This is a genomic window from Mesorhizobium sp. BR1-1-2, assembly GCF_020165435.1.
Lineage (GTDB): Bacteria > Pseudomonadota > Alphaproteobacteria > Rhizobiales > Rhizobiaceae > Mesorhizobium.
The window spans coordinates 620192-639642 of the sequence record NZ_JAIUID010000001.1 but is presented as its reverse complement, the minus strand read 5'-3'; the positions used below and the strand labels follow the sequence as shown (position 1 = coordinate 639642).

Genomic DNA, 19451 nt, shown 5'->3' with positions numbered 1-19451 from the left:
AGCGCCTCGTGGTGATGGGTTGTGGAGTGCAAATCGCTTCGGCTGGCGCCCTACGGCGCCCCCCTCTGTCCTGCCGGACATCTCCCCCACGAGGGGGGAGATTGGCGGTTCGAGCGCCAGCGCACATTCTTGCAACGGTGGAGATCAGCGAAGGCCGGCGTGACAGCGATCTCCCCCCTTGTGGGGGAGATGTCCGGCAGGACAGAGGGGGGCGCTGTCCCGCCGGCCTTGCAGCACTTGTGCTCCTCGCCACTGCGTTCGCGGGGCGAGGAAGCGCGCCTACGCTTCCGTCGTCTTCAGCGCGATGAAGGTCATGTTTTTCACGCTCGACGCCGTGCGGTCCCAGTTCGCCGCCAGCGCCAGCTCCGCATCGGTGGCAAATTCGCCGGCGGTGGAGGCGTCGAGGAAGCGCGTGCCGGGAACGTGCGGCACGAAATGCCGGCGGCCGACCATTTCCGTCACCCCGCCGCCATGGCCCTGGCGGGGCTTGCGGTCGAACTCCAGCGGCCCGCCTTCGGTGTTGACGGGCAGCTCGTTCCACAGGATCGCCTTGTCCTTGAACATGAACGCGGTGTAGACGCCGCCCGCCTGCGGAATGTCGTCGTCGACCACGCAGCGCAGCCCCATATAGTAGGGGATGAGCGGCCCGCCCTGCTGCGAGGACGGCACATAGTCGATGAGATCGGCGAGCTTCAGCGCCTTCATCTGCTTGGAATGCATCCACAGGGTGCGGAACTTGTCGGCGCGGTCGCCCATAAGGTAGGCCGCCTCGATGATGTCGGTGTCGACGATGGAGGCGCCGGTGGCGCGCACCAGGTCGCCGCCGTCATTGGCCAGATTGTCGGCGACGACGCCTTTGAGCATGCCGAGCAGGGTCAGCTTGTTGGCGCGCTGCCAGTACTCGGTCTGCCGCTTGACGATCAGCTTCTGCGGATCGTCGCCGGCCAGGATCGACGTCAGGTCGGGAACGCCCCAGGCCTGGGCGCGGACGTTGCGGGCGGCGACCTCGCGGCGCGAGCCGATCTTCTTCATCTCGATGGAATCGGCCGGATCGTCATTGACCGGCTCGGACGGGTCGTTGCCGAGATCCTTCCAGCCGGGCATGTCGACGGAACGGCCGCCCATCGACAGTTTGGACGAGATGGCCGGATCGGAAAACAGGATGCCGGCCTGGTAGATTTCGAGCGACTGGACATGTTCCTCGAAAGCGTATTGGGCATAAACGGACGGAACGATCGCGTCCGCGATACGGGTATAGGCGTCTGCCATTTTGTCTTTCCTTTGAGAGGTTGATCGGCGGCTGATGCGTCGGGATCAGAGGGGGTTGTTCGGCATCCAGAGATCCGGGTTTTCGCCCGCTTCCCTGGCCAGCCGCCGGGCGCGTTGAGGGTCGCTTTTGACAAGGGCTGAAATCGCCGAAACGTTGCGCTCGCCGGCGGCGTTGCGCCGGAAGGGATTTTGCCCCCGCGGCGCCGCGTCGGCGTCGATCGTGTCTTCGCGGAACATCGCCTCGCCGATCGCCTGGAAGGCCCTGGCGATCTGCGGATCGGTCAGGGCGCCGTCCGGCAGAAGGATGCCCTTCTGCTTGTAGGCATCGACCAGGCCGAGCTTCTTCATCGCCCGGTTGGCGACCTCCAGCTTCTGGCGAAAGCCGTCGCTGTCGGTCGGTCCCCAGTCCCTGACAAGATCGTCATGGGTGGCTTCGACCGAGCGGGCGAGCGCTGCCTGCTGGGCCGCCGCCTGCTCGGCCATGTAGCCGACGAACCTGTCATGATAGGCTTGGGCGATCTTCGGCGAAGCACCCGCTTCGACCGCCCAGGCCTTGGACGCATTGGCGAGTTCGTCCGAATAGGCGAAGTCTTCCGGCAAGCCTTCCGGCCGCCGGTATTCGACCTTTTCGGGCGATGTCAGCGGACGCATCGCCTCGGGCAGCCGGGCATGGAATTTGTCCCAGTCTTCCTTCGGCGCGTCCCTGGCTGGAACGCGCAGGCTTTCGCCTTGCCGCCGCTCCAGCTCCGCATAGGATGTGAAAACCCGATCGAGGCTTTCAGGCTTGGTCCAGCCCTTGGCTTCAGCAAGCTTGCGGTTGCCTTCGGAAAGACCGTCAAACCAACTTTTGGCGGCAGGCGCGGCGGACCCGTTGTCCGCGCCTGCCGGAGGCCGTTCCGGGTTGCCCGCCGGCTGCGACGAGGCAGCCACGGACCCGGCGTTTGCCAGATCTGTCATGTGATGGTTCCTTTGTAAGGGGTTAGAAAATGGGCCGGCGGCAAGGCTGCCAATCTCCCCCACGAGGGGGGAGGTGTCCGGTCCACCCTCCGCAGCTGCAGCGGAGGACGGGCAGGACACAGGGGGCGCGAAGAAACTCGGCGTTCGCGTTTACCTACAAGGCGCCTTCATCGATCCGCGCTGACTTTGACGGAAAGGCTGGCGGGGACAGGCAGCGCGATCTCTATCGACAGAGACTTGAACTGTGTGTATCCATACACAACATGAAGAGCTCCGACATCATCGTCAGATTGACCGCCGATGGGTGGTTCGAAGTGGCTCGAAAAGGCAGTCATGCTCAGTTCAAGCACACGACCAAGCCGGGTCGGGTTACGGTTCCGCATCCCAAACGGGATGTCCCGATCGGCACGCTGAAGAGCATCGAAAAGCAATCCGGTCTCAAGTTGAGGTAGAGAGATGCGCCAATATATCGGACTGATACACAAGGAAGCAGACAGCGATTTCGGCGTCTCTTTCCCCGATTTTCCCGGCGTGGTGACTGCCGGCACGACACTGGACGACGCCCGTGCCATGGCGCAGGAAGCGCTCGCCTTTCATGTCGATGGTCTGGTCGAGGATGGCGAGGCCATTCCCGAGCCCTCGTCGCTCGAGCAAGTGATGGCGGACAAGGATAATCTTACCGGCGTTGCCGTTCTGATCCCTCTGAAGATCGAGACAACGAGGGTGGTACGGGTCAACGTCACCATTCCCGAAGATGTCCTCAGCGAGATTGACGAATATGCAAGACGACACGGCTACAGCCGTTCCGGATTTCTGACCGCCGCCGCCAGGAAGATTATCGAGGCGGCATAGGCCGGCTGAATCATTTTGCCAGGAAGCGGTGCTAGCGCCTTGTTCGAAAGAGGTGTTTCGCGTCCTCGGTCCATCAACACCCGAGAAACCATGTCTTATATCGTGAGAGCCTGTGCCGCCGTTCCGCCGCAATGCGGCCGCACTTGGCGATCGATAGGGATCTCAGATCTTCAAGGGAGACGTCACATGAACATTCACAAAGCCATAGCCGCCGTTTTGATGACCGCCGCGCTGGCGGGCTGCGCGCAGACGGAAGGCCAGCAGCGGGCCGGAACCGGTGCGCTGATCGGCGGCGCCGGCGGCGCCCTCGTCGGCCAGGCCATCGGCGGCAACACCAAGAGCACTGTCATCGGCGCGGCCAGCGGCGCGCTGCTCGGCGCCGTCGTCGGCTCGGCCACCACTCCGCAGCGCCGCGGCGAACAGCTCTGCCGCTACCAGGACCGCCGCGGCCGCATCTACACCGCGCCTTGCGACGACCGGTACTACAACGGCAATTATTGAATCACCGGCGGCCAGACCGCCAATCTCCCCCCTTGTGGGGGAGATGTCCGGCAGGACAGAGGGGGGCGCCGTAGAGCGCCGACCTCGATAGTCGCCGAACCTTGAACAAGGGGGAGATCGGCGGCTTCAGCGCCTCACCTCTCCTCCGCCCTCGCCGCCTTCTCCAGCGCCACGAGCTGCGCCTCGTCCAGCGTCAGGAAACCCATAATGTGCTGCACCACTTCGGCGCGTGCGTTGCTGAGCGCGCTGTGCAGCTCGAAGCCGTTGGGCGTCCTGGTGCGCGCCATCCACTCGCCGTATGAGGGTCGCCTGAAATAGCCGACCGTCGCCGCGAGATCGGCCAGCACCATTTCGCCGTCCTCGCCGGAAAAGACGCGCAGATAGGCCTTGGCGAGCGCCTCGCGCGCCTTGGCGGGGCCGCCGTTTTGCGACGCATGGGCGAAGCGTTTGCGGCTCATGGGCGCTGTCCGGCCGGCATCGCGCCCTGGGCGCCGGCATCGGGTGCCAAGCCACCGGCCCCGCCGCCCCCCAGCATGCCTTGCAAACCCTCGAGCAGGCCGCTTTCGCGCGCCTGCACGGCCGCCGGCACGGCGTCCTTGGCCACCTTGCCGGCAGTGGCGAGCGCCGCCATGCCGGCCTGCGCCTGGCTGGCCTTGGCCCTCGTGTCGCGCAGGCCCGTCACCTCGTCCTTGCGGCGGAAGATGCGCTGCGGGCTGCGGCCCGCGCTCTGCACGACGCGGAGCGCCTCGTCGCTGTCGATATTGTCCATCACATCGGGGTCGAACTGCGCCATCTGCATGGCCGTGGTCACCAGCTGGATGGTGTCGCGCGCTTCCGCCGAGCGGCGCAAGACATCGAGCGGACCGGTGAAGGTCGGCCGCACCGCCTTGCCCGCCAGGCTCGCCGGCGGCAGGAAGCGGCTGTCCTCGTCATAGAGGCCCTTGTCCTCCAATATGCCGAGCTCGCGGTCGAGATTGGTGGCAAAGCCCGCCTGGATGATCGAGCCCGACGGCCCGAGCAGCGCGCCCTTCTCCTCCTGGCGGATCAGCGCCTCGGTGGCGGTCATCTGCGGGTTCTGCACCAGGGTCTGGAACAGATTGACGAACATCATGTCGCGGATCTCCTCAGCCCGGCTGGCCGCATAGTCGAAGGCGTAGCTCGGGTTCTGTCCGGTGGTGATCGGCGCGATCAGCGGCCTTCCATTGTCGTCGATGAGGCCCGGATAATTCTCGCCCGGATTGAGCACCGGCACATAGTCGAGCCTGGCCTTCGACGCCGTCGGCGGATCGGTGATCTGCTGGAGCGCGCGCAGGCCCGAGCGGCGTACCGCGTTTTCCTCGCGCACGGTCGTCAGGGCTTCGATGGTCGGCGAGATGCCGTAGGCGTCGCCCTCGTAGCGGCGCCAGTTGAAGGCCGACACCGGGAAGGTGCGAAAACCGCTCTCGCGCACGATCTCCTCCTCGTCCTCGATGACGTGGTAGGAGGCAAAGGCGGCGTCGAGATAGCGGTAGCTTCCGCCCGATCGGTACATGCGGCGCTCGTCGCGCGGCTGAATGCACTGGATGAGCGCGATCTTCTCCTCGCATTTGGCGGGGTCGTCGACCAGCGTCCTGATACGCGCCGGCAGTTTTTCGTAGCCGAGCAACTGCGCCGCCTGGCGCGCGGTGCGTTCGTAGCGGCGGTGGAAGATGTCGACCTGGCCCCAGCGATTGCGCGACAGATAGCCTTCCACCACCGGGATCGAGGCATAGCGGATCAGCGTCGAACCGAACCCTTCCTCGGCATAGAGATAGGCCGGGCCGTAGCGCACGACATTGCGCAGGCAGGCCTGCGTCGCCGGTACGAAATTGGAATTGGCGGAGTAGCGCAGCGAAAACAGGAAGTCGCGCAGGTTTTCCGCCCATTCCTTTTCCTCGTCGGTCTCCTCGTCGTCCATCTCGGCGGTGGTCAGCCCGTGCCATTTCTCCGACTGCGGGATGATCAGGCTTTCGAGCCCCGCCGCCAGCCGGTTGGCGGCCGAGTTGATGGTGTTGGCATAGACGCGGGCGCCGCGCCGCTCCTGCCGCTCGGCCTGGCTGTCGCCGCGGCGGGCGCCGCGCCCGGACCGGATATCGGGCGCATCGGGATCGCAAAACTCCGCCACCGCCTCCCACACGGGCTCGTAGGCGGCGCGCTCGCTCTCGAGTTCGGACTGGCGGGAAAGAATATCGCGGGCACGGGAATCGCTGGTCATGAGGGGGACTCGCTGGCTGAGGAAGAGCTTATGAAGGGAGGTCGGGACGCTGAAACTGCCGATCTCCCCCCTCGAGGGGGAGATCGGCAGCTTCAGCCGACGATGTCATTCTTTTGCGCGGTTCTTGATCTAGGAACGTCTCGCGGCGGGGTTTTGCAGGAGGTCGATGTGACGACGACAAGCCTTGCCGCCCTGAAGAACCAGAGCAAACGGACCGTTAAACGGCTCATCGGCTACGATTCCCGCAACTGGTTGCGCATCCGCCAGATCGAGGCCTTCACCACCTTCCTGACGGCCGCCAACCGCAAATCGCGCGACGTGATCGAGATCTCGCCCGGCTGGAACCGCTACTGGAAGGCGATGTGCCCCAACTATCGCTCGGTCGACTTCCCCGATTTCGACATCTGCAAGGATCGCACCGACGAGCAATACTCCATCGTCATCGCCGATCAGGTGCTGGAGCATGTACAGCGGCCGCAGGCGGCCGCGCGGAACATCCACGCCATGACCCGCGAGGGCGGCTGGGCGATGGTGGCGACGCCCTTCCTGTTTCGCGTCCATGCCAGGCCGCACGACTACAACAGGTGGACGCCGGCCGGCCTGAAGCAGTTGATGGTCGATGGCGGCTTCGCCGAGGACAACGTCCAGGCGTTCGGCTGGGGCAACAAGGCCTGCGCCCGCGCCCACATAGGCGGCCCGGTCCGCGCCTACGGCCTGTGGAGGGATCTTAGCAACGACGAGGAATACCCGATGATGGTCTGGGCGTTCGCGAAGAAGGGGTGACCCTCCCTTCTCCCACAAGGGGAGAAGGAAGAGCGTTCACCCGCCACGCCGCTTCATCAACCTTGCATGCCGTCTCCAGTACCACCAGTCCAGCACGCGCTTCCTGAAACTGCGCTTCATTGCGGTCATGGTCACATCCCCAGAAGCACGCGGCGCTGGCCGGCGAGGCTGCCGGGCGCCAGATCGGTCTTGATGGTGCTCGCTGTGCCCTGGCGCTGTTCGAGTTCAGCCCGAAGTGCGGCTTCGCGCGCCTGCACGTCCTTGTCCTCAGCCGTCGGCACTGCCGGCAGCGGCTTCAGTTCCGGTGGTTTTTGAAACAGACACATGGTTCCAGCCTTCTCTTGTCCAGTCGTAGAGGAAAAAATCTTCGCCGTTCCTGCCATATCCGGGCAGCAGGCAGCGCCGCGTAGCGCCGAGCCTTGCCAGCCAGCGCAGCGCCAGTTCATTGCCGGCCAGCGCCCGCGCCTCGACCCGCCAGGCGCCGCGGGCGGAAACCTGCGGCCCGAGCACAGCGTGAAAGAACTCCGTAATTCCGGGCACGCAACGCCTCATGCGGCGCGTGCCCCAACTCCAGGCGATCCAAAGCCCGCTCCGCTGCTCGGCCGCACCGAAGCCCGCCTCCGGATTGCCGTCGAGCTCGGCCACATAGGCAAAGCCCTGCAGCGCCGTGTGCGCCAGCAGCGCCGGCGACCAGCAATCAAGCTGGCAGTCGATCTCGGCCCGGTCCTCGGGGCGAAGGTTGGCGGCGATGTAGGAGAGATCGCGCAGGGTGGCGGGGACGATGCGGAGGGTCATGCGGATGCCAGAGCCCCGGGATAGGTTCATCTATGTGAGTGCAGCGTGAAGAATTCACGCCCTTGACCGGTCTCCTAGCCGGTGACCTACTTCGACCATCGAATGCGGGAGCAAGACATCGGTCATCCAATTGAAGGGAGACGGGCGAATGGACATTCGATCGACGCTGACGCAACTATGCGAGGCCTTCAACGCGCACGATCTCGATCGGATCATGGCGTTCTTTTCCGACGACTGCATCCTGGAGATGCCGAGAGGAGGCAAGCCCTGGGGCTCTCGTTTCGAGGGCAAGGCAAACGTACGGAAAGCACTGGCGACACGCTTTGAAGGCTTGCCCGATGTCCACTACGGCAACGCCGAACATTTTGTGGATTCGACCGCCGATACCGGCATCTCGAAATGGACGCTCACCGGCACCACACGCGAGGGGGAGAAAAAGGAGGTCCGGGGTTGCGACTTCTACACGTTTCGCGACGGCAAGGTGATCCGCAAGGATTCTTACTGGAAAATCCTGGAGTAGGCGCAGGGCAAGCGCAGCGAGAGCTATCGGGCCGGCGCTGGAGCACTCGTTTACTCAGCGAGAATTGCGCCGCCGCAACGCTCCGAAGTCACGGTGGGATCGTTGCCCGAGAATGACGAAATGTGGCGAGCCTACCGAAACGCCCCCAGCGGGTCGCTCTGCCCCTTCGCCCGCCTCGCCGCCCTGAACTCCGCCGGATCCACCATCGCCTCGCGCAGCATCATCACCCCATAGCGGGTCGCCGCCATCAAATCGTCGCGCAGCTTCACCACCTGGCCGTCCTTGCGATGGTAGAGCCGGAACTCCTCGAACCAGGGGACGAGCGTCGAAAACACCTTGAAGCGGCCGGATTGCATGCGGTCGAGCATCTCCATCAGCCCGGCCTCGACCGAGACAGAGCCGTCGGGGAATTGCGCGTGGCGGGTCAGCATGTTGAGCCCATGCGCGGCATATTGCTTGGCGAGCGCCGTGCCCGCCCCTTCCAGCGTCTCGCGGCGGCCGTCGCGCGGCCACGCCCAGGGCAGCCATTCGCCCCAGGGTTTCAGGGTCAGCGCCTGCATGGCGGGAGTCTGCTGCGAGGCGCGTGCGGCCTTGGCGACATAGACGACATCGGCCTCCGTATCCCAGGCGAGCTCGACGGCGGCGGAAGGGTGATCCCAGCCGAAATCGAGCGCTCCGATGCGCGGCCAGTAGCGCGGCAGCCGGAACGGCGCGCAGGCAATCAACTCCTCCGCCACCGGAAAGATGCGGCCGGACCCCAGCACCGGAATGCCGCGAGCCCGCGCCTCGCGCTCATGTTCGGGATAGGCGGCAACGATCGCCGCGCGCTCCTGCGGCGTGTAGTGCTCGGCGTCGTCGATGGTCATGAAGGTGACGTGACGGGACATTGGGGATCCTGAATCGGTTTGGGATCAGATGACCATATGGTGTGTAAACGCGTTGTTTTCGGCCAGGCGCGACGGTTCTTGCCTTCTCCCCTTGTGGGAGAAGGTGGATCGGCGCGCAGCGCCGAGACGGTTGAGGGGTGTTCCAGCGGAGTGAGGCGTTGGCGTTCCCTGGAACACCCCTCATCCGACCTCGCTTCGCGAGGCCACCTTCTCCCACAAGGGGAGAAGGAAAGGCACGCTCCATCACCCCTTCCCCATCCCCTCCACCTCCGCGGCGCTCAAGAACAGCAGCACCACATCGGACATGCCTAGCAGCGGCGTGAAGGTGACGATGGTGATGCCGCCGGTGGCGTTGGTGCGGGTCAGGCCCTCGGAATAGATGTCGAGCGGCGGCTCCTCGTCGAACCAGACGCCGTGCAGTGTCTCGCCCTGCCATTTCTCGCGGCCCTTCTCGAAACTCTTGAACGACAGCACGCTCTCGCCGGCCTGCACGTCGCCGCCGCCGCCATGGCGCACCACGACGCTGTCGAGCGCGCCCGGCGCGCCACGGCCCATCATTGTGTCGACGATCGCATCGGCCGGGATCATGCCGGTGCCCCATTCAGCCTGCCGCTGCGGCGGGCCGACCAGCACGCGCTGCGGATTGTCGCGCGTGCCCTCGCCGGTGACGCCGGCGGCCCACAGCCGCACGGGCGCATCGAAAACCTTGCCTTGCCACCACGCGGGATAGCGGCCCGTCAGGTGCATGGCCCATTCGGCGCCGCCGGCGCGGGTCTTGCCGAGCTGGTTGCCGGCCATGAACAGCCGCTCGCGGTGGGCGGCGCCTGCGGCGTGGAACGCCGCCTGCCTGACATAGGGCCGGTAGGCGGCAAGCTGGTTGGTACGGCGCCTGCGGTCAAGCTCCGCCAGCAGCGCCAGATATTCCGTCCTCGCCGCCATCGGCGATGTCTTCGAGGAACGGCTTGACCGCGGCTTCGAGCGCGCGGATGCGGCGGCGGATCTCTTCATCGCTCAAGGCATCCAGATGGTTGACGGCGGCATCGAAATCCTTGGGCAGCACCGAAAGCACGATCTTCAGATACTGGTCCGGCTTGTCGGCCCGCACTTCGGCGATGACGCCGGCGCCATGGGCGCGGAAATCGGCGCGCACGGCGGCGAGAAAGTCGTCGCCCAGCGTTTTCTTCGTCCGTTTGCGGCGGGTCTCCGGCGCGGCCTCCCGGCCTGCGCTCCGGCCGGCGGCCGGCTTACGCCCCTTGCCGCGCGCCGGCACTGCGGCGGTTTCGTCAGCCATGGCCCGTCACCGCTTCGCCGGCATCGACACGGGCCTTGGCCTTCGACGGCACGGACTTGACCGACCGGACCCGCTTCTTCGAACGAGCGGATTTCTTCCTGGCTTTCCTGGCGCCCTTCGGCCGCCCCGCAGGCTTCACGGTGCCCGGCAGGCCCTTCAGGCCCGCCATTGCGAGGCCGATGGCGCCGCTATGAATCGCCGGATGCGGGAAAGCGAAGCCGCCGGCCGCGTCCCGCACCATGCCGATCAGCACGCCGGGCGCGACCTGCTCGATCCGGCCCAGCCGCGGCCGCGGCGCCGCACCCTCGAATTCGCCAATGGCGCTGACGACCTCGAGGCCGTCATCCCCAGTGATGATGGTGGCATAGCGTGGCATGGCTGTTCTCGCAGATAATCGTCAGGATCGAAACGTCGCATTCCTTCGCGCCCCCCTCTGTCCTGCCGGACATCTCCCCCACGAGGGGGGAGATCGACTGTCGCTATCGCTGTCGCCAATCTCCTGCTTTGCAGGAATGAGCGATACGCTGAAGCTGCCAATCTCCCCACTTGAGGGGGAGATGTCCGGCAGGACAGAGGGGGGCGCCGTAGAGCGCCATCGTTCGAGGAGAAGGGCAAAACCAAAAACACAAAACCCGCCTCGGGGCGGGTCATCGGCGCAACTCAGCACCATAGATAGAAACATAGCATAGTTGCCTTCACCCCGTCAACAGCTTTTAGGAAAAAATTCCTTATAGACCTCGGCACCCACCGCGCAGCGAACGCCGCCGTCACGGCAAATGGTCAGGCAGGATCAGCCGCACTTACGAACCGGAGCCTTACTGTGGAGATCGCGAAGGGCCAAGAATTGATCAGAAGAAGAAATGTGGGCATGGCCTGAACAGGCCTGGAGCACAGCACCCGCCAGAATCAAAAACCCGCCTCGGGGGCGGGTCATCGGCGCAACTCAGCACCATAGATAAAAACATAGCATAGTTGCCTTCACCCCGTCAACAGCTTTTAAGAAAAAAATCCTATCCCGCCCGTCCCAGCGTGATCCTCCCCGCCCGCCCGGCTTGGTCAGTCGGGTGATGGAGCATTGACCGCGAATTGCGCGGCGAACGCCCTGGCATAGGCGGGCCGGGCTTCGCCGCGGCCCACATAGGCAGCCAGGTTTTGATATTCGTCCAGAATGCCCGACATTCTGAGCCGCAGCAGCACAGATACCATCAACAGATCGCCCGCGCTGAACGCACCGTCGAGCCAGTCGGCGCCGCCCAGATGGGCCGAGAGCCTGTCCAGCCGGGCGCGAACGCGGTCCTTCACCAACGGCAGGCGCTCCGCGCTCCAGGGCTTGTCGGCCTCGAATAGTCTTGCCGTCGTCAGTTCGAGGATCGGCAGCTCGACGGTGTTGAGCGCCGCAAACATCCAGGTGATGGCTCGAGCGCGAGCGTCGCGATCCTCCGGCAGCAGGCCCGGATACCGCTCGGCAAGATGAAAGACGATCGAGCCGGTCTCGAACAGGCAGAGCGAACCGTCCTCGTAGGTGGGGATCTGGCCGAAGGGCTGGATGGCCAGATGGTCGGGCGCCTTCATCTCGGCATGGGAAACAAGACGAACCTCGTAGGGCTGGCCCACTTCTTCGAGCGCCCAGCGAACGCGCGTGTCGCGCGCCAGTCCCTTGCCGCCATCGGGCGAGCGTTTGAATGCCGTGATGGTGATTGTCATCGCATCGCTTCCTTGCCTGTTTCCTGGGCTTCCTGGCGATGACGAACAAGCCTCCGCGGCAGCCCGACACCGGTCTTGAACTATTTTCGTTGCCGGGCGCGGATCGCGAATGCATGCCCGCGCGTTTTGAACGCCTATGCACGCCGCCTCAAAGTGACCTCGGTTTTGGGCGACATGCGTAGGCCGATACCTGCAAGTGCGTCGCACGGGCCCTGTTCAGCGTGACGCGCCTCACCGATGGGAGCAACCGCCATGAACGTCGCCAACCTGCAACTCGAGGGCCTGCTGATGGCCGTCGCCTCGATCAACCACGTCCTGGTCAAGAAGGGCGTGCTGACATCGGAGGAGATCGACATCGCCCTGCGCAAGGCCGAAGCCGGCGAAACCAGCGAGGAGCGGTCCGAGGGCATGTCGGCGTCGAGCCGCGACGCCGTCAATTTCCCGATCCGGCTGCTGGAGCTCGCCAACCAGTGCCAGCCGGAAGCCGACATGCCGTCCTTTTCGAAGCTGGCGCGCATGGTCGGCCAGATGAAGGAACCCTATAACGACCAGATGTAGCTACGCCCTGCCCGGCCATCCCGGATTGAGCGAAAGCACGCGGCCCGGCCCGTGCACTGCGGCGAACAGCAGCCCGGCCAGGAAGGAAAAATGGTCGACGAAGAAACCGAATTCCGCCTGGTTGCCGGCCCAGTGGCTCGGTCCGTGGAAGGCGAAGCCGAGGAACAGCACGTAAACCGCCGCGACCAGTGCGGCCGGCGTGAAGAAGGCGCCGGTGAGGAAAGCGATCACCAGCAGCACCTCCAGTATCGCCGCGCACCAGGCCAGGAACAGCGGAAACGGAAAGCCGGCGGCGGCGATATAGCCGGCGGTGGCGCCCATGCCCATGAACTTGAACGTCACCGCCATCAGGAAGACGGCGGCGAAGATCAGGCGGGCTATGAGCAAGGCGGCGGTCTGCCACGGCGATTGGACGGTTGGCGACGGCATGATTGTTCTCCCGTTTCGTTTGCTTGTTTTACCCAATTCCGGATGGAAACCTACGGAGCTTTCCTGGAATTGCTCCTAGGACGCGCCACACGCCGCGCATCCGACATGTCAGGCGAATTTTTTCCCGATGCCGCGCCCGCACGATCGGGCCGCTGCCGCAAAACCGGATTCCGCTTTGCCAGCTCCTTGATAGAGTGGGCCACATCGGCCCTGATGTAGCTCGCCGCCATGCGCCTGGAGCCGGCCTGAGACGGCGGAGCCGATATTCCGGTCGGTGATCGCCAAGGCGCGCAAAAGCCGCTATGGAACCAGCGGCGTCGATTGCTGTTATGTATGACCGCAGGGTCGCGCCGCGCCAGCGGCGCGCCGGGGTGGAAAGTGAGGCTCGGCATGGCGGACGACAAATCGAAGATCAAGCAGGATCGCAAACTGGTTTCGAGCGAGGAAACCTACGAGGTTGCCGCTTTCGCCCGCAAATACGGCATCCCGCAGAGCGAGGCCCAGACCATCATCAAGCGCTACGGGCCCTCGAGGAAGAAGCTCGACAACCACATGGCCGCGCGCGGATAGCTCGGCGCGACCGGCGTTGGAAGCGTTGCCCGGGGGCATGACCCCGGGCGCATTTGCGGCACCGAATGGTTGGAGGCCACGACCATGCCCGACACCGCGCGCAGAACCGGCAGCTGCCTTTGCGGCGGCGTGCAGTTCACCGTCAGCGGTCCGCCCCTGCGGGTGGGTCTGTGCCACTGCAAGGATTGCCGCAAGACCAGCGGCTCCGCCTTTGCCGCCTTCGCCATCTGGCCGCGCCAGGCTTTCGAGACATCGGGCATCCTCGGCACCTATGCCGGCCGCGGCTTCTGCCCGACCTGCGGCAGCCGTGTCGCCTCGCTCAGCGACGACGAGGCCGAGGTGATGATCGGCAGCCTCGACGTGGCGCCGACCGATCTCATGCCGGAGTACGAATTGTGGATCGGCCGGCGCGAATCCTGGCTGCATGCCTTGCCGGGCACCGAGCAGTTCGAGCACGACCGGCTCGCCGCGCAGGCTTCCGGCCCGCCGCCGCCGAGGCCGCTGTCGGACGCAGTTCCCGGCGATTGAAAATTAGTCGAAAAGTTGAGCGGCCGCGACGGAACTCCGGGACATCGGCCGGCGTTATCGGGCGCCTCAGTTTCAATGGAGATCGCCGTGAACGACAAGTTCTTTCCCCGTCCGGTCAGGCTGAAGGTCGGACCGGCCCGCGAGCGCGTGGTGCGCAGCGCCTGGGAAGGCCTGGAATGCCTGCGCGACTGGCCCGGCAAGCATGGCCGGCGCTACCGCGCCGCATGGCGCAGTTGCCGCGATGCCCTCGATGGCTGGACCCCGGCCGAGAAGGCGATGCGGGCCATGATCGATGCCGGGCGCGAGGCGGAATTCCTGCCCGGGAACGGCAAATCCTGACAGCCTGCCGCCTTACGGGGCGGTCCGGAACCCGATAGCTGCCTCGCGGCAGGCCGCCGGCTACTGTTTCGGCGGCTGCGGCGGCACTTCACCCGGTTTGATCACCGGCGTCTTGCCTTCGTTGGGCGCCGGCGCGGCCATGCCCTGGTCACCTGTCGGCGGCGGCTTCAGCACGCCGCCGCAATCGTTCAGCGTCTCGGTCAGCGTGTTGTCGGTCGGCTGCTGGTTGCCGTCGGGCTTGGCCCGGCATTTTTCGCTGGGCGCCTGCTTGTCGGGGTTCTGCTGCTCGGCCTGCGCCAGCGCCGCGGCGGGCGCGGCGAGCATCAGGCTGACGGACATGATGGCGAGAAGTCTCATCTCGGCCTCCTTTGCGGGTTGGGCCGCCCTCACCGGCCGCCAATGGGTTGCCTTCGACAGGCTTGCCTCAATAGCCGCCGACGATCGGCAGGATTTCGCCGGTGATGTAGCTGGAGCATTGCGGCGAGGCCAGGAACACATAGGCCGGCGCGATTTCCTCCGGCTGGGCGGGCCGCTTCATCGGGGTCTTGGCGCCGAACTGCGACACGTCCTGCGCCTCCTTCTCCGACGGATTGAGCGGCGTCCACACCGGCCCCGGCGCCACTGCGTTGACGCGGATGCCCTTGCCGACGAGGTTGCCCGACAACGCCCGGGTGAAGGCATGGATGCCGCCCTTGGTCATGGAATAGTCGACCAGGTCCTTCGATCCCTCGATGCCGGTGACCGAACCGGTGTTGATGATGGCCGAACCCGGCTTCATATGCGCCACCGCCTCTTGCGCCATATGGAAGTAGCCGTAGAGGTTGGTCTTCAGCGTGGTGTCGAAATGCTCCTCGGTCAGGTCGGCGAAATCGGTGGAATGGATCTGGAAGGCGGCATTGTTGACCAGCACGTCGAGCCGCCCCAGTTCCTTCACGGCCCTCGCCACGGCCTTGGTGCAGAAGGCGCGGTTGCCGACATCGCCGCGCAAGGCGAGGCAGCGGCGGCCCTCCGCCTCGACCGCTTGCTTGGTCGCCTCCGCGTCGCGGTCCTCGCTGAGATAGACGATGGCGATGTCGGCACCTTCGCGTGCGAACAGCACGGCCACCGCCCGGCCGATGCCGGAATCGCCGCCGGTGATCAACGCCGCCTTGCCCTCCAGCTTTCCCGAACCGCGCCAGAACGGCGCGTCGTAAAGCGGCGCCGGCTCGATCGCCCACTCCTCGCCGGGCTTGGCATGATGCTGGGCGGGAAAAGGCGGTGCGGGATATTTTCGCGCGCCGGCCTGCATGGCGCCGTCAGCCTTGGGTTTTGCCTTGGCGCGGTCCTTGGCGTCGACCTTGCGCTGGATGCTGCGCTGCTTGCTGGTTGCTTTCGAACTGTCGCTCCGGGTGCTGGTCGGCATGGTCGTCTCCTTTGCTCGCAGGGACAACGCATGTCGGCCGAAAAAGTTGGCGGCTTTCGCAGGCGCGCATTGCAACCGCTCGCATCCTGCCGCCGTTTCGCCTGCCGGAGGCAATCATGTTTGAAGGTTTTCAGACGCTCGAGGTCGACTGCGGCGATGCCCGCATCTTCGCCCGGCGCGCCGGCGACGGACCCGCCGTGCTTTTGCTGCACGGCTTTCCGCAGACACATCTGATGTGGCGCGACGTGGCGCCACGCCTGGCGGACCGGTTCACCGTCATATGCCCCGACCTGCGCGGCTACGGCGCCAGTTCATGCCCCGCGTCGAGCGCCGATCACGCCCCTTACGCCAAGCGCGCCATGGCCCGCGACATGGTGGCGCTGATGGCCGGGCTCGGCTTTTCCAGCTTCATGATCGCCGGCCATGATCGCGGCGGGCGTGTCGCCTACCGCCTCGCGCTCGACCATCCCGACCGCATAGAAAAGCTTGCCGTGCTCGACATCGTGCCCACGGCCGACGCCTGGGACCGGGCCGATGCCAGGCTGGCGCTCGGCTATTGGCCGTGGTCGTTGCTGGCGCAGCCGGAGCCGCTGCCGGAAAAGCTCATGGCGGGCGCGGCCGACGCGATCGTCGACAACGCCCTGGGCGGCTGGGGCTCGTCACCAAAGGCGTTTCCCGCCGGCGTGCGCCAAGCCTATGTCGAGGCGCTGCGCGATCCCGCCCATGCCCATGCGATCTGCGAGGAGTACCGGGCGGCCGCGACGCTCGATCGCGAGCACGACCATGCGGACCGCGCCGCCGGCCGGCGCGTCGCCTGCGCGGTGCTGGCGCTGTGGAGCGGGCAAGGCGCGCTCGCCGAATGGTATGCCGGCGAAGGCGGACCGCTGGCCTTGTGGCGCGGCTGGGCCGGCGACCTGCGCGGCCATGCGGTTCAGGGCGGGCATTTCTTTCCCGAAGAAGCACCCGCGCAAACGGCCGCCGAATTAAGCGCTTTCTTCGCCGGCCCCGAGACCGCCGCCCGTCCGGCGAATGCCCGGAAGAGTACGTAGCGCTTCCCTGGGGAATCGCGTCCAACTAACGTCTGGAGCGGTTCAGCGGGAAGCTTCGCAGCCGGCCAGGGCCAAGGGAATTGGAACCACATCCTTGGCTGCGCAGTTGCAGGGGCATCGATGAAACCGGGAGCAGAACCATGCCACGTGGAGAAAAATCGAAATACACCGACAAGCAGGAGCGCAAGGCCGACCATATCGCCGAAGGCTACGAGCATCGCGGCGTGTCCGAGAAGGAAGCCGAGCGCCGCGCCTGGGCCACCGTCAACAAGGATGACGGCGGCGGCAAGAAGGAGGGCGGCTCCGGCCGCGGCAAGCACACCGGCCACCCGGCCGCGCACAAGGGCGGCGAAAAGGGCGGCAAGGCTTCCGCCTCGCGCTCGGCCGCAAGCCGGTCGGCATCGGCCAGGAAGGCAGCCGCGACCCGCAAGCGCAACGAAGCGCACGCCCATTGACAGGCCGCGCGACCGGAATGAGAAATCCTATGCGCCCTGCCTGCAATCGCCCGGTCTGCCCTTGACCAGGTCGTCGTCGCCCGGCGGATCATCGAAGTTGGGTTCGGCCGGATTGTTGGACGGCGGTCTTTGCGGACAGTCCTCGTAGCCGTGGTCGCGGCCGCCGCAGAACGAACAGCACATGGTTTCGCGATCCCTGTTCCCGGGCGGCCATCGCGGGGTCTGGTAGGGCTTCCTGCCGAGCATGCCCAGCAATGCGCGAGGCGCGATTTGGTTGCGCGCACGCGCCGTCCCTCGCAAGAGAAGACGCCGGCTGTTGCGCAACCGCCAGACAAAATGCGAATCTCCCCGGCATGCCAGGCGCAAACCGCCCGGCGTTGCGGATCATGCCTTGGAGAGACCGCCATGTCCGTTCGAATCCTGTTGCCGACCGTGGCCGCCATGCTTGCCGCCACCGGCCTGGCCGAAGCCCGGCCCGACAGCCGCGCCATGAGCTGCGCGCAGATCCGCGCCATGATCCAGAGCCACCGCGCCGTCGTGCTGACCACCGGCCCCAACACCTATGACCGCTATGTCAGGCAGTTCGGCAATGAATGCGATTGGCCCGAAGTACCGATGTCGGCCTATATCCCGGCCCGCGACGGGCACTGTCCGGTCTACCGCTGCGAGGAGCCGGTCAACAATTTCCCGAATTGACGGGTCGGCCAGGCGCCGGCATCGATGTTCGGAGATTGCCGCACTCCCTGCCTGAAACCATTCCGAGGGGCCCGCGTTGACGCCTGGGGCGGCCGCCACAGGAGATGCCCATGACCGTCAACTGCCGCGTATCCATCGACAACCGGCCTCAATCCATCGAGGCCGTGTTCCAGGCCGTGCCCCGGATCGGCGAGAGCGTTTCGCTGTCCGTCGACGGAAACGCGCAGGAGCTGCGCGTTTCGCGTGTCGTGCATGTGCCCGACGGTTCGCTCGAAGGGGCTGCGATCATCGTCGAAGTGACGCCGAACATCCTGTAGTCGCCTGAATCCACAAATGTGGAGCGCCTTGGCCACGGCGGCAGCTTTCAGATGCCCAAGCCGATCGTCTGGCCGGCGTCTTCAATAGGGTGCTGCGGGACGATGATCGACGCCAGCGGCGCATTCAGCGTCCATCTGAAATAGCCGGGCGAGCGCTCGATCACGGCGGACCCGCCGAGCGACTGCGGCGCCACCCTTTGCAGGACAACGGTGCCGAACCCCTTGCGCGTTGTGTCGTCGCGCTCGTCGCCGCCGCTATAGGGGGGCGACCGCTCCTCCCAGACAAGTTGGAATTCACGTTCGGCCAGAGCGTCGTCGCCCATGCTCCAGGTCACCTCGACCCGGCCGGAATCGCTGGCGAGCGCTCCATACTTGGACGAATTGGTGCCAAGCTCGTGGAAAGCCATGCCGAGATTCTGCACCGCATTCGATTGCAAGGTCAGCAGCGGTCCCGAAAGCAGTATCTGCTCCTCACGGCCGAACGGTTTGAGATGTTCCTGGACCAGGTCGAACAGGCTGGCTCCCACCCAGTTCGAGGTGACCAGCAGATCGTGCGACCGTGACAGCGCCATGATGCGGGCGCGGATCATCTCCTCGAACTCGCGCGGGTCCTGCGAGCGCTTGCTGGTTTCCCTGACCATCGACAGGATCACCGCGAACTGGTTCTTGACGCGGTGGTTGACCTCCCGCATCAGCATCTTGATCCGGCGCTCGTTCTCACGGCTGGCGCTGATGTCGCGGGCGATCTTCGAAGCGCCGACGATGTCGCCGCTGGCGTTCCTGATCGGCGACACCGTCAGCGAAACGGCAATGAAGGTGCCGTCCTTGCGCTTTCGCGTTGTCTCGTAGCTCGCCAGGCGTTCGCCGCGGCGGACCTTCGCGATAATTTCCGTCTCCTCGTTCTTGAGGTGGTCGGGGATGAGTATCAGGATCGACTGGCCCACCGCTTCTTGCGCGCTGTAGCCGAACATGCGTTCGGCCGCCTGATTCCAACTTTTGATAATGCTGTTCAGGTCCTTGCTGATGATGGCGTCGAAGGAGGAATCGACAATCGCCGCCAGCTGCGCATCCGCTGTTGCCTCCTGTTTTTCACCGCTTGCTATGTCAGCCATTGCCCCGCCAGGTGTCAGCCTATCGCCACTAGATAACGCGCGGGCCGCACAAGGCAATCACCTTGAAGCGGCCTGCCCGTTTCAACGGCATCGAATCCAGCTCGCCGGCTAATATAATCGAGGAAGGCAATTCCCAAAGGTCAAGCCGACCGGCATCGAAGGTGGGCGCGAAAGCAAACCAAAAAGGGTTTTCGGCAACCGTAA

26 protein-coding genes and 2 pseudogenes are annotated in these 19451 nt (G+C 65.4%); 13 read left to right on the top strand and 15 right to left on the bottom strand.

Annotation, left to right across the window (positions count from 1 at the left end):
- Nucleotides 1-279 precede the first annotated feature (279 nt).
- Both LB551_RS03200 and LB551_RS03195 read right to left on the bottom strand, forming a co-directional pair.
- Complete coding sequence (locus tag LB551_RS03200; protein WP_224658170.1) at nt 280-1269, bottom strand: Coat protein; 990 nt, start codon at nt 1267-1269, stop codon at nt 280-282.
- 45 nt (nt 1270-1314) lie between these two features.
- Nucleotides 1315-2226, bottom strand: a complete 912-nt coding sequence (locus tag LB551_RS03195; protein ID WP_224658169.1) for a hypothetical protein — start codon at nt 2224-2226, stop codon at nt 1315-1317.
- 263 nt (nt 2227-2489) lie between these two features.
- On the opposite strand from LB551_RS03195, the gene LB551_RS03190 reads away from it, so the two are divergent.
- The 3 genes from LB551_RS03190 to LB551_RS03180 all read left to right on the top strand — a co-directional run bounded on the left by LB551_RS03190 (nt 2490) and on the right by LB551_RS03180 (nt 3579).
- Nucleotides 2490-2678, top strand: a complete 189-nt coding sequence (locus tag LB551_RS03190) for a type II toxin-antitoxin system HicA family toxin (protein WP_140553713.1) — start codon at nt 2490-2492, stop codon at nt 2676-2678.
- 4 nt (nt 2679-2682) lie between these two features.
- Nucleotides 2683-3078, top strand: coding sequence for a type II toxin-antitoxin system HicB family antitoxin (locus LB551_RS03185; protein ID WP_224658168.1), 396 nt, complete (start codon nt 2683-2685; stop codon nt 3076-3078).
- A 186-nt stretch (nt 3079-3264) separates the two neighbouring features.
- The gene (locus LB551_RS03180) at nt 3265-3579 is read left to right on the top strand and encodes a YMGG-like glycine zipper-containing protein (RefSeq protein WP_140553709.1); all 315 of its coding nucleotides are present in this window, start codon (nt 3265-3267) and stop codon (nt 3577-3579) included.
- Between the two features lie 134 nt (nt 3580-3713).
- Here LB551_RS03180 and LB551_RS03175 read toward each other — a convergent pair whose 3' ends face one another.
- Both LB551_RS03175 and LB551_RS03170 read right to left on the bottom strand, forming a co-directional pair.
- A complete protein-coding gene (locus tag LB551_RS03175; RefSeq protein WP_224624412.1) occupies nt 3714-4037 on the bottom strand; it encodes a hypothetical protein in 324 nt (107 codons plus the stop codon).
- Nucleotides 4034-5812 carry a portal protein gene (locus LB551_RS03170; RefSeq protein ID WP_224658167.1) on the bottom strand — a complete coding sequence of 593 codons (1779 nt, stop codon included), beginning with the start codon at nt 5810-5812 and terminating at the stop codon, nt 4034-4036. Before LB551_RS03170 ends, LB551_RS03175 begins: the two co-directional genes overlap by 4 nt.
- Nucleotides 5813-5980: 168 nt before the next feature.
- Here LB551_RS03170 and LB551_RS03165 point away from each other — a divergent pair, with 168 nt between their 5' ends.
- A complete protein-coding gene (locus tag LB551_RS03165) occupies nt 5981-6595 on the top strand; it encodes a class I SAM-dependent methyltransferase (protein WP_224519113.1) in 615 nt (204 codons plus the stop codon).
- A 131-nt stretch (nt 6596-6726) separates the two neighbouring features.
- On the opposite strand, the gene LB551_RS03160 is transcribed toward LB551_RS03165, so the two are convergent.
- Together LB551_RS03160 and LB551_RS03155 are read right to left on the bottom strand one after the other, a co-directional pair.
- Complete coding sequence (locus LB551_RS03160) at nt 6727-6876, bottom strand: hypothetical protein (RefSeq protein ID WP_181172645.1); 150 nt, start codon at nt 6874-6876, stop codon at nt 6727-6729.
- Nucleotides 6863-7390 carry a hypothetical protein gene (locus LB551_RS03155; protein ID WP_224658165.1) on the bottom strand — a complete coding sequence of 176 codons (528 nt, stop codon included), beginning with the start codon at nt 7388-7390 and terminating at the stop codon, nt 6863-6865. Before LB551_RS03155 ends, LB551_RS03160 begins: the two co-directional genes overlap by 14 nt.
- A 148-nt stretch (nt 7391-7538) precedes the next feature.
- On the opposite strand from LB551_RS03155, the gene LB551_RS03150 reads away from it, so the two are divergent.
- Nucleotides 7539-7910, top strand: coding sequence for a nuclear transport factor 2 family protein (locus LB551_RS03150; RefSeq protein WP_140516300.1), 372 nt, complete (start codon nt 7539-7541; stop codon nt 7908-7910).
- Nucleotides 7911-8041: 131 nt separating this feature from the next.
- Here LB551_RS03150 and LB551_RS03145 read toward each other — a convergent pair.
- From LB551_RS03145 to LB551_RS03125, 5 genes and pseudogenes are all read right to left on the bottom strand, one after another.
- A pseudogene (locus tag LB551_RS03145) lies at nt 8042-8791 on the bottom strand (terminase large subunit domain-containing protein); the annotation flags it as partial.
- Nucleotides 8792-9076: 285 nt separating this feature from the next.
- A pseudogene (locus LB551_RS03140) lies at nt 9077-9736 on the bottom strand (terminase large subunit domain-containing protein); the annotation flags it as partial.
- Nucleotides 9693-10088 carry a hypothetical protein gene (locus tag LB551_RS03135; RefSeq protein ID WP_224658164.1) on the bottom strand — a complete coding sequence of 132 codons (396 nt, stop codon included), beginning with the start codon at nt 10086-10088 and terminating at the stop codon, nt 9693-9695. The gene LB551_RS03135 and the pseudogene LB551_RS03140, both read right to left, overlap by 44 nt.
- A complete protein-coding gene (locus LB551_RS03130; RefSeq protein ID WP_224658163.1) occupies nt 10081-10464 on the bottom strand; it encodes a hypothetical protein in 384 nt (127 codons plus the stop codon). The genes LB551_RS03135 and LB551_RS03130 overlap by 8 nt, the downstream gene beginning before the upstream one ends.
- A gap of 680 nt (nt 10465-11144) precedes the next feature.
- Nucleotides 11145-11792, bottom strand: coding sequence for a glutathione S-transferase family protein (locus tag LB551_RS03125; RefSeq protein WP_224658162.1), 648 nt, complete (start codon nt 11790-11792; stop codon nt 11145-11147).
- Between the two features lie 252 nt (nt 11793-12044).
- Here LB551_RS03125 and LB551_RS03120 point away from each other — a divergent pair, with 252 nt between their 5' ends.
- A complete protein-coding gene (locus LB551_RS03120; protein WP_140552190.1) occupies nt 12045-12350 on the top strand; it encodes a hypothetical protein in 306 nt (101 codons plus the stop codon).
- On the opposite strand, the gene LB551_RS03115 is transcribed toward LB551_RS03120, so the two are convergent.
- Nucleotides 12351-12779 (bottom strand): DoxX family protein, encoded by a 429-nt coding sequence (locus tag LB551_RS03115; protein WP_140515969.1) that lies wholly within the window; start codon nt 12777-12779, stop codon nt 12351-12353. It lies immediately after the preceding gene.
- 390 nt (nt 12780-13169) lie between these two features.
- On the opposite strand from LB551_RS03115, the gene LB551_RS03110 reads away from it, so the two are divergent.
- The 3 genes from LB551_RS03110 to LB551_RS03100 all read left to right on the top strand — a co-directional run bounded on the left by LB551_RS03110 (nt 13170) and on the right by LB551_RS03100 (nt 14216).
- Nucleotides 13170-13349, top strand: coding sequence for a DUF3606 domain-containing protein (locus LB551_RS03110; protein WP_115144153.1), 180 nt, complete (start codon nt 13170-13172; stop codon nt 13347-13349).
- Nucleotides 13350-13433: 84 nt separating this feature from the next.
- Complete coding sequence (locus LB551_RS03105) at nt 13434-13877, top strand: GFA family protein (protein ID WP_140552191.1); 444 nt, start codon at nt 13434-13436, stop codon at nt 13875-13877.
- An 87-nt stretch (nt 13878-13964) separates the two neighbouring features.
- On the top strand, nt 13965-14216 hold the full coding sequence (locus LB551_RS03100) for a DUF982 domain-containing protein (RefSeq protein ID WP_140499984.1): 252 nt from the start codon (nt 13965-13967) through the stop codon (nt 14214-14216).
- Nucleotides 14217-14276: 60 nt separating this feature from the next.
- Here the strand turns inward: LB551_RS03100 and LB551_RS03095 are convergent, their stop codons facing one another.
- Both LB551_RS03095 and LB551_RS03090 read right to left on the bottom strand, forming a co-directional pair.
- Complete coding sequence (locus tag LB551_RS03095; RefSeq protein WP_140499986.1) at nt 14277-14573, bottom strand: hypothetical protein; 297 nt, start codon at nt 14571-14573, stop codon at nt 14277-14279.
- Nucleotides 14574-14640: 67 nt separating this feature from the next.
- Nucleotides 14641-15618, bottom strand: coding sequence for an SDR family oxidoreductase (locus tag LB551_RS03090; protein ID WP_224658161.1), 978 nt, complete (start codon nt 15616-15618; stop codon nt 14641-14643).
- Nucleotides 15619-15734: 116 nt separating this feature from the next.
- Between LB551_RS03090 and LB551_RS03085 the strand changes: the two genes are divergently transcribed.
- The 4 genes from LB551_RS03085 to LB551_RS03070 all read left to right on the top strand — a co-directional run bounded on the left by LB551_RS03085 (nt 15735) and on the right by LB551_RS03070 (nt 18135).
- On the top strand, nt 15735-16667 hold the full coding sequence (locus LB551_RS03085) for an alpha/beta fold hydrolase (protein WP_224658160.1): 933 nt from the start codon (nt 15735-15737) through the stop codon (nt 16665-16667).
- A 140-nt stretch (nt 16668-16807) separates the two neighbouring features.
- Nucleotides 16808-17122, top strand: a complete 315-nt coding sequence (locus tag LB551_RS03080; RefSeq protein WP_140515975.1) for a plasmid stabilization protein — start codon at nt 16808-16810, stop codon at nt 17120-17122.
- Between the two features lie 405 nt (nt 17123-17527).
- Nucleotides 17528-17818, top strand: a complete 291-nt coding sequence (locus LB551_RS03075) for a hypothetical protein (protein WP_140521515.1) — start codon at nt 17528-17530, stop codon at nt 17816-17818.
- A 110-nt stretch (nt 17819-17928) separates the two neighbouring features.
- Nucleotides 17929-18135 carry a hypothetical protein gene (locus LB551_RS03070; RefSeq protein WP_140552196.1) on the top strand — a complete coding sequence of 69 codons (207 nt, stop codon included), beginning with the start codon at nt 17929-17931 and terminating at the stop codon, nt 18133-18135.
- 47 nt (nt 18136-18182) lie between these two features.
- Here the strand turns inward: LB551_RS03070 and LB551_RS03065 are convergent, their stop codons facing one another.
- On the bottom strand, nt 18183-19247 hold the full coding sequence (locus LB551_RS03065; protein ID WP_224658159.1) for a sensor histidine kinase: 1065 nt from the start codon (nt 19245-19247) through the stop codon (nt 18183-18185).
- Between the last annotated feature and the right edge of the window lie 204 nt (nt 19248-19451).

Coding starts and splice junctions, on each gene's coding strand:
- LB551_RS03200 (WP_224658170.1), bottom strand. CDS start 1,269: ATGGCAGACGCCTATACCCGTATCGCGGACGCGATCGTTCCGTCCGTT.
- LB551_RS03195 (WP_224658169.1), bottom strand. CDS start 2,226: ATGACAGATCTGGCAAACGCCGGGTCCGTGGCTGCCTCGTCGCAGCCG.
- LB551_RS03190 (WP_140553713.1), top strand. CDS start 2,490: ATGAAGAGCTCCGACATCATCGTCAGATTGACCGCCGATGGGTGGTTC.
- LB551_RS03185 (WP_224658168.1), top strand. CDS start 2,683: ATGCGCCAATATATCGGACTGATACACAAGGAAGCAGACAGCGATTTC.
- LB551_RS03180 (WP_140553709.1), top strand. CDS start 3,265: ATGAACATTCACAAAGCCATAGCCGCCGTTTTGATGACCGCCGCGCTG.
- LB551_RS03175 (WP_224624412.1), bottom strand. CDS start 4,037: ATGAGCCGCAAACGCTTCGCCCATGCGTCGCAAAACGGCGGCCCCGCC.
- LB551_RS03170 (WP_224658167.1), bottom strand. CDS start 5,812: ATGACCAGCGATTCCCGTGCCCGCGATATTCTTTCCCGCCAGTCCGAA.
- LB551_RS03155 (WP_224658165.1), bottom strand. CDS start 7,390: ATGACCCTCCGCATCGTCCCCGCCACCCTGCGCGATCTCTCCTACATC.
- LB551_RS03150 (WP_140516300.1), top strand. CDS start 7,539: ATGGACATTCGATCGACGCTGACGCAACTATGCGAGGCCTTCAACGCG.
- LB551_RS03135 (WP_224658164.1), bottom strand. CDS start 10,088: ATGGCTGACGAAACCGCCGCAGTGCCGGCGCGCGGCAAGGGGCGTAAG.
- LB551_RS03130 (WP_224658163.1), bottom strand. CDS start 10,464: ATGCCACGCTATGCCACCATCATCACTGGGGATGACGGCCTCGAGGTC.
- LB551_RS03125 (WP_224658162.1), bottom strand. CDS start 11,792: ATGACAATCACCATCACGGCATTCAAACGCTCGCCCGATGGCGGCAAG.
- LB551_RS03120 (WP_140552190.1), top strand. CDS start 12,045: ATGAACGTCGCCAACCTGCAACTCGAGGGCCTGCTGATGGCCGTCGCC.
- LB551_RS03115 (WP_140515969.1), bottom strand. CDS start 12,779: ATGCCGTCGCCAACCGTCCAATCGCCGTGGCAGACCGCCGCCTTGCTC.
- LB551_RS03110 (WP_115144153.1), top strand. CDS start 13,170: ATGGCGGACGACAAATCGAAGATCAAGCAGGATCGCAAACTGGTTTCG.
- LB551_RS03105 (WP_140552191.1), top strand. CDS start 13,434: ATGCCCGACACCGCGCGCAGAACCGGCAGCTGCCTTTGCGGCGGCGTG.
- LB551_RS03095 (WP_140499986.1), bottom strand. CDS start 14,573: ATGAGACTTCTCGCCATCATGTCCGTCAGCCTGATGCTCGCCGCGCCC.
- LB551_RS03090 (WP_224658161.1), bottom strand. CDS start 15,618: ATGCCGACCAGCACCCGGAGCGACAGTTCGAAAGCAACCAGCAAGCAG.
- LB551_RS03085 (WP_224658160.1), top strand. CDS start 15,735: ATGTTTGAAGGTTTTCAGACGCTCGAGGTCGACTGCGGCGATGCCCGC.
- LB551_RS03080 (WP_140515975.1), top strand. CDS start 16,808: ATGCCACGTGGAGAAAAATCGAAATACACCGACAAGCAGGAGCGCAAG.
- LB551_RS03075 (WP_140521515.1), top strand. CDS start 17,528: ATGTCCGTTCGAATCCTGTTGCCGACCGTGGCCGCCATGCTTGCCGCC.
- LB551_RS03070 (WP_140552196.1), top strand. CDS start 17,929: ATGACCGTCAACTGCCGCGTATCCATCGACAACCGGCCTCAATCCATC.
- LB551_RS03065 (WP_224658159.1), bottom strand. CDS start 19,247: ATGGCTGACATAGCAAGCGGTGAAAAACAGGAGGCAACAGCGGATGCG.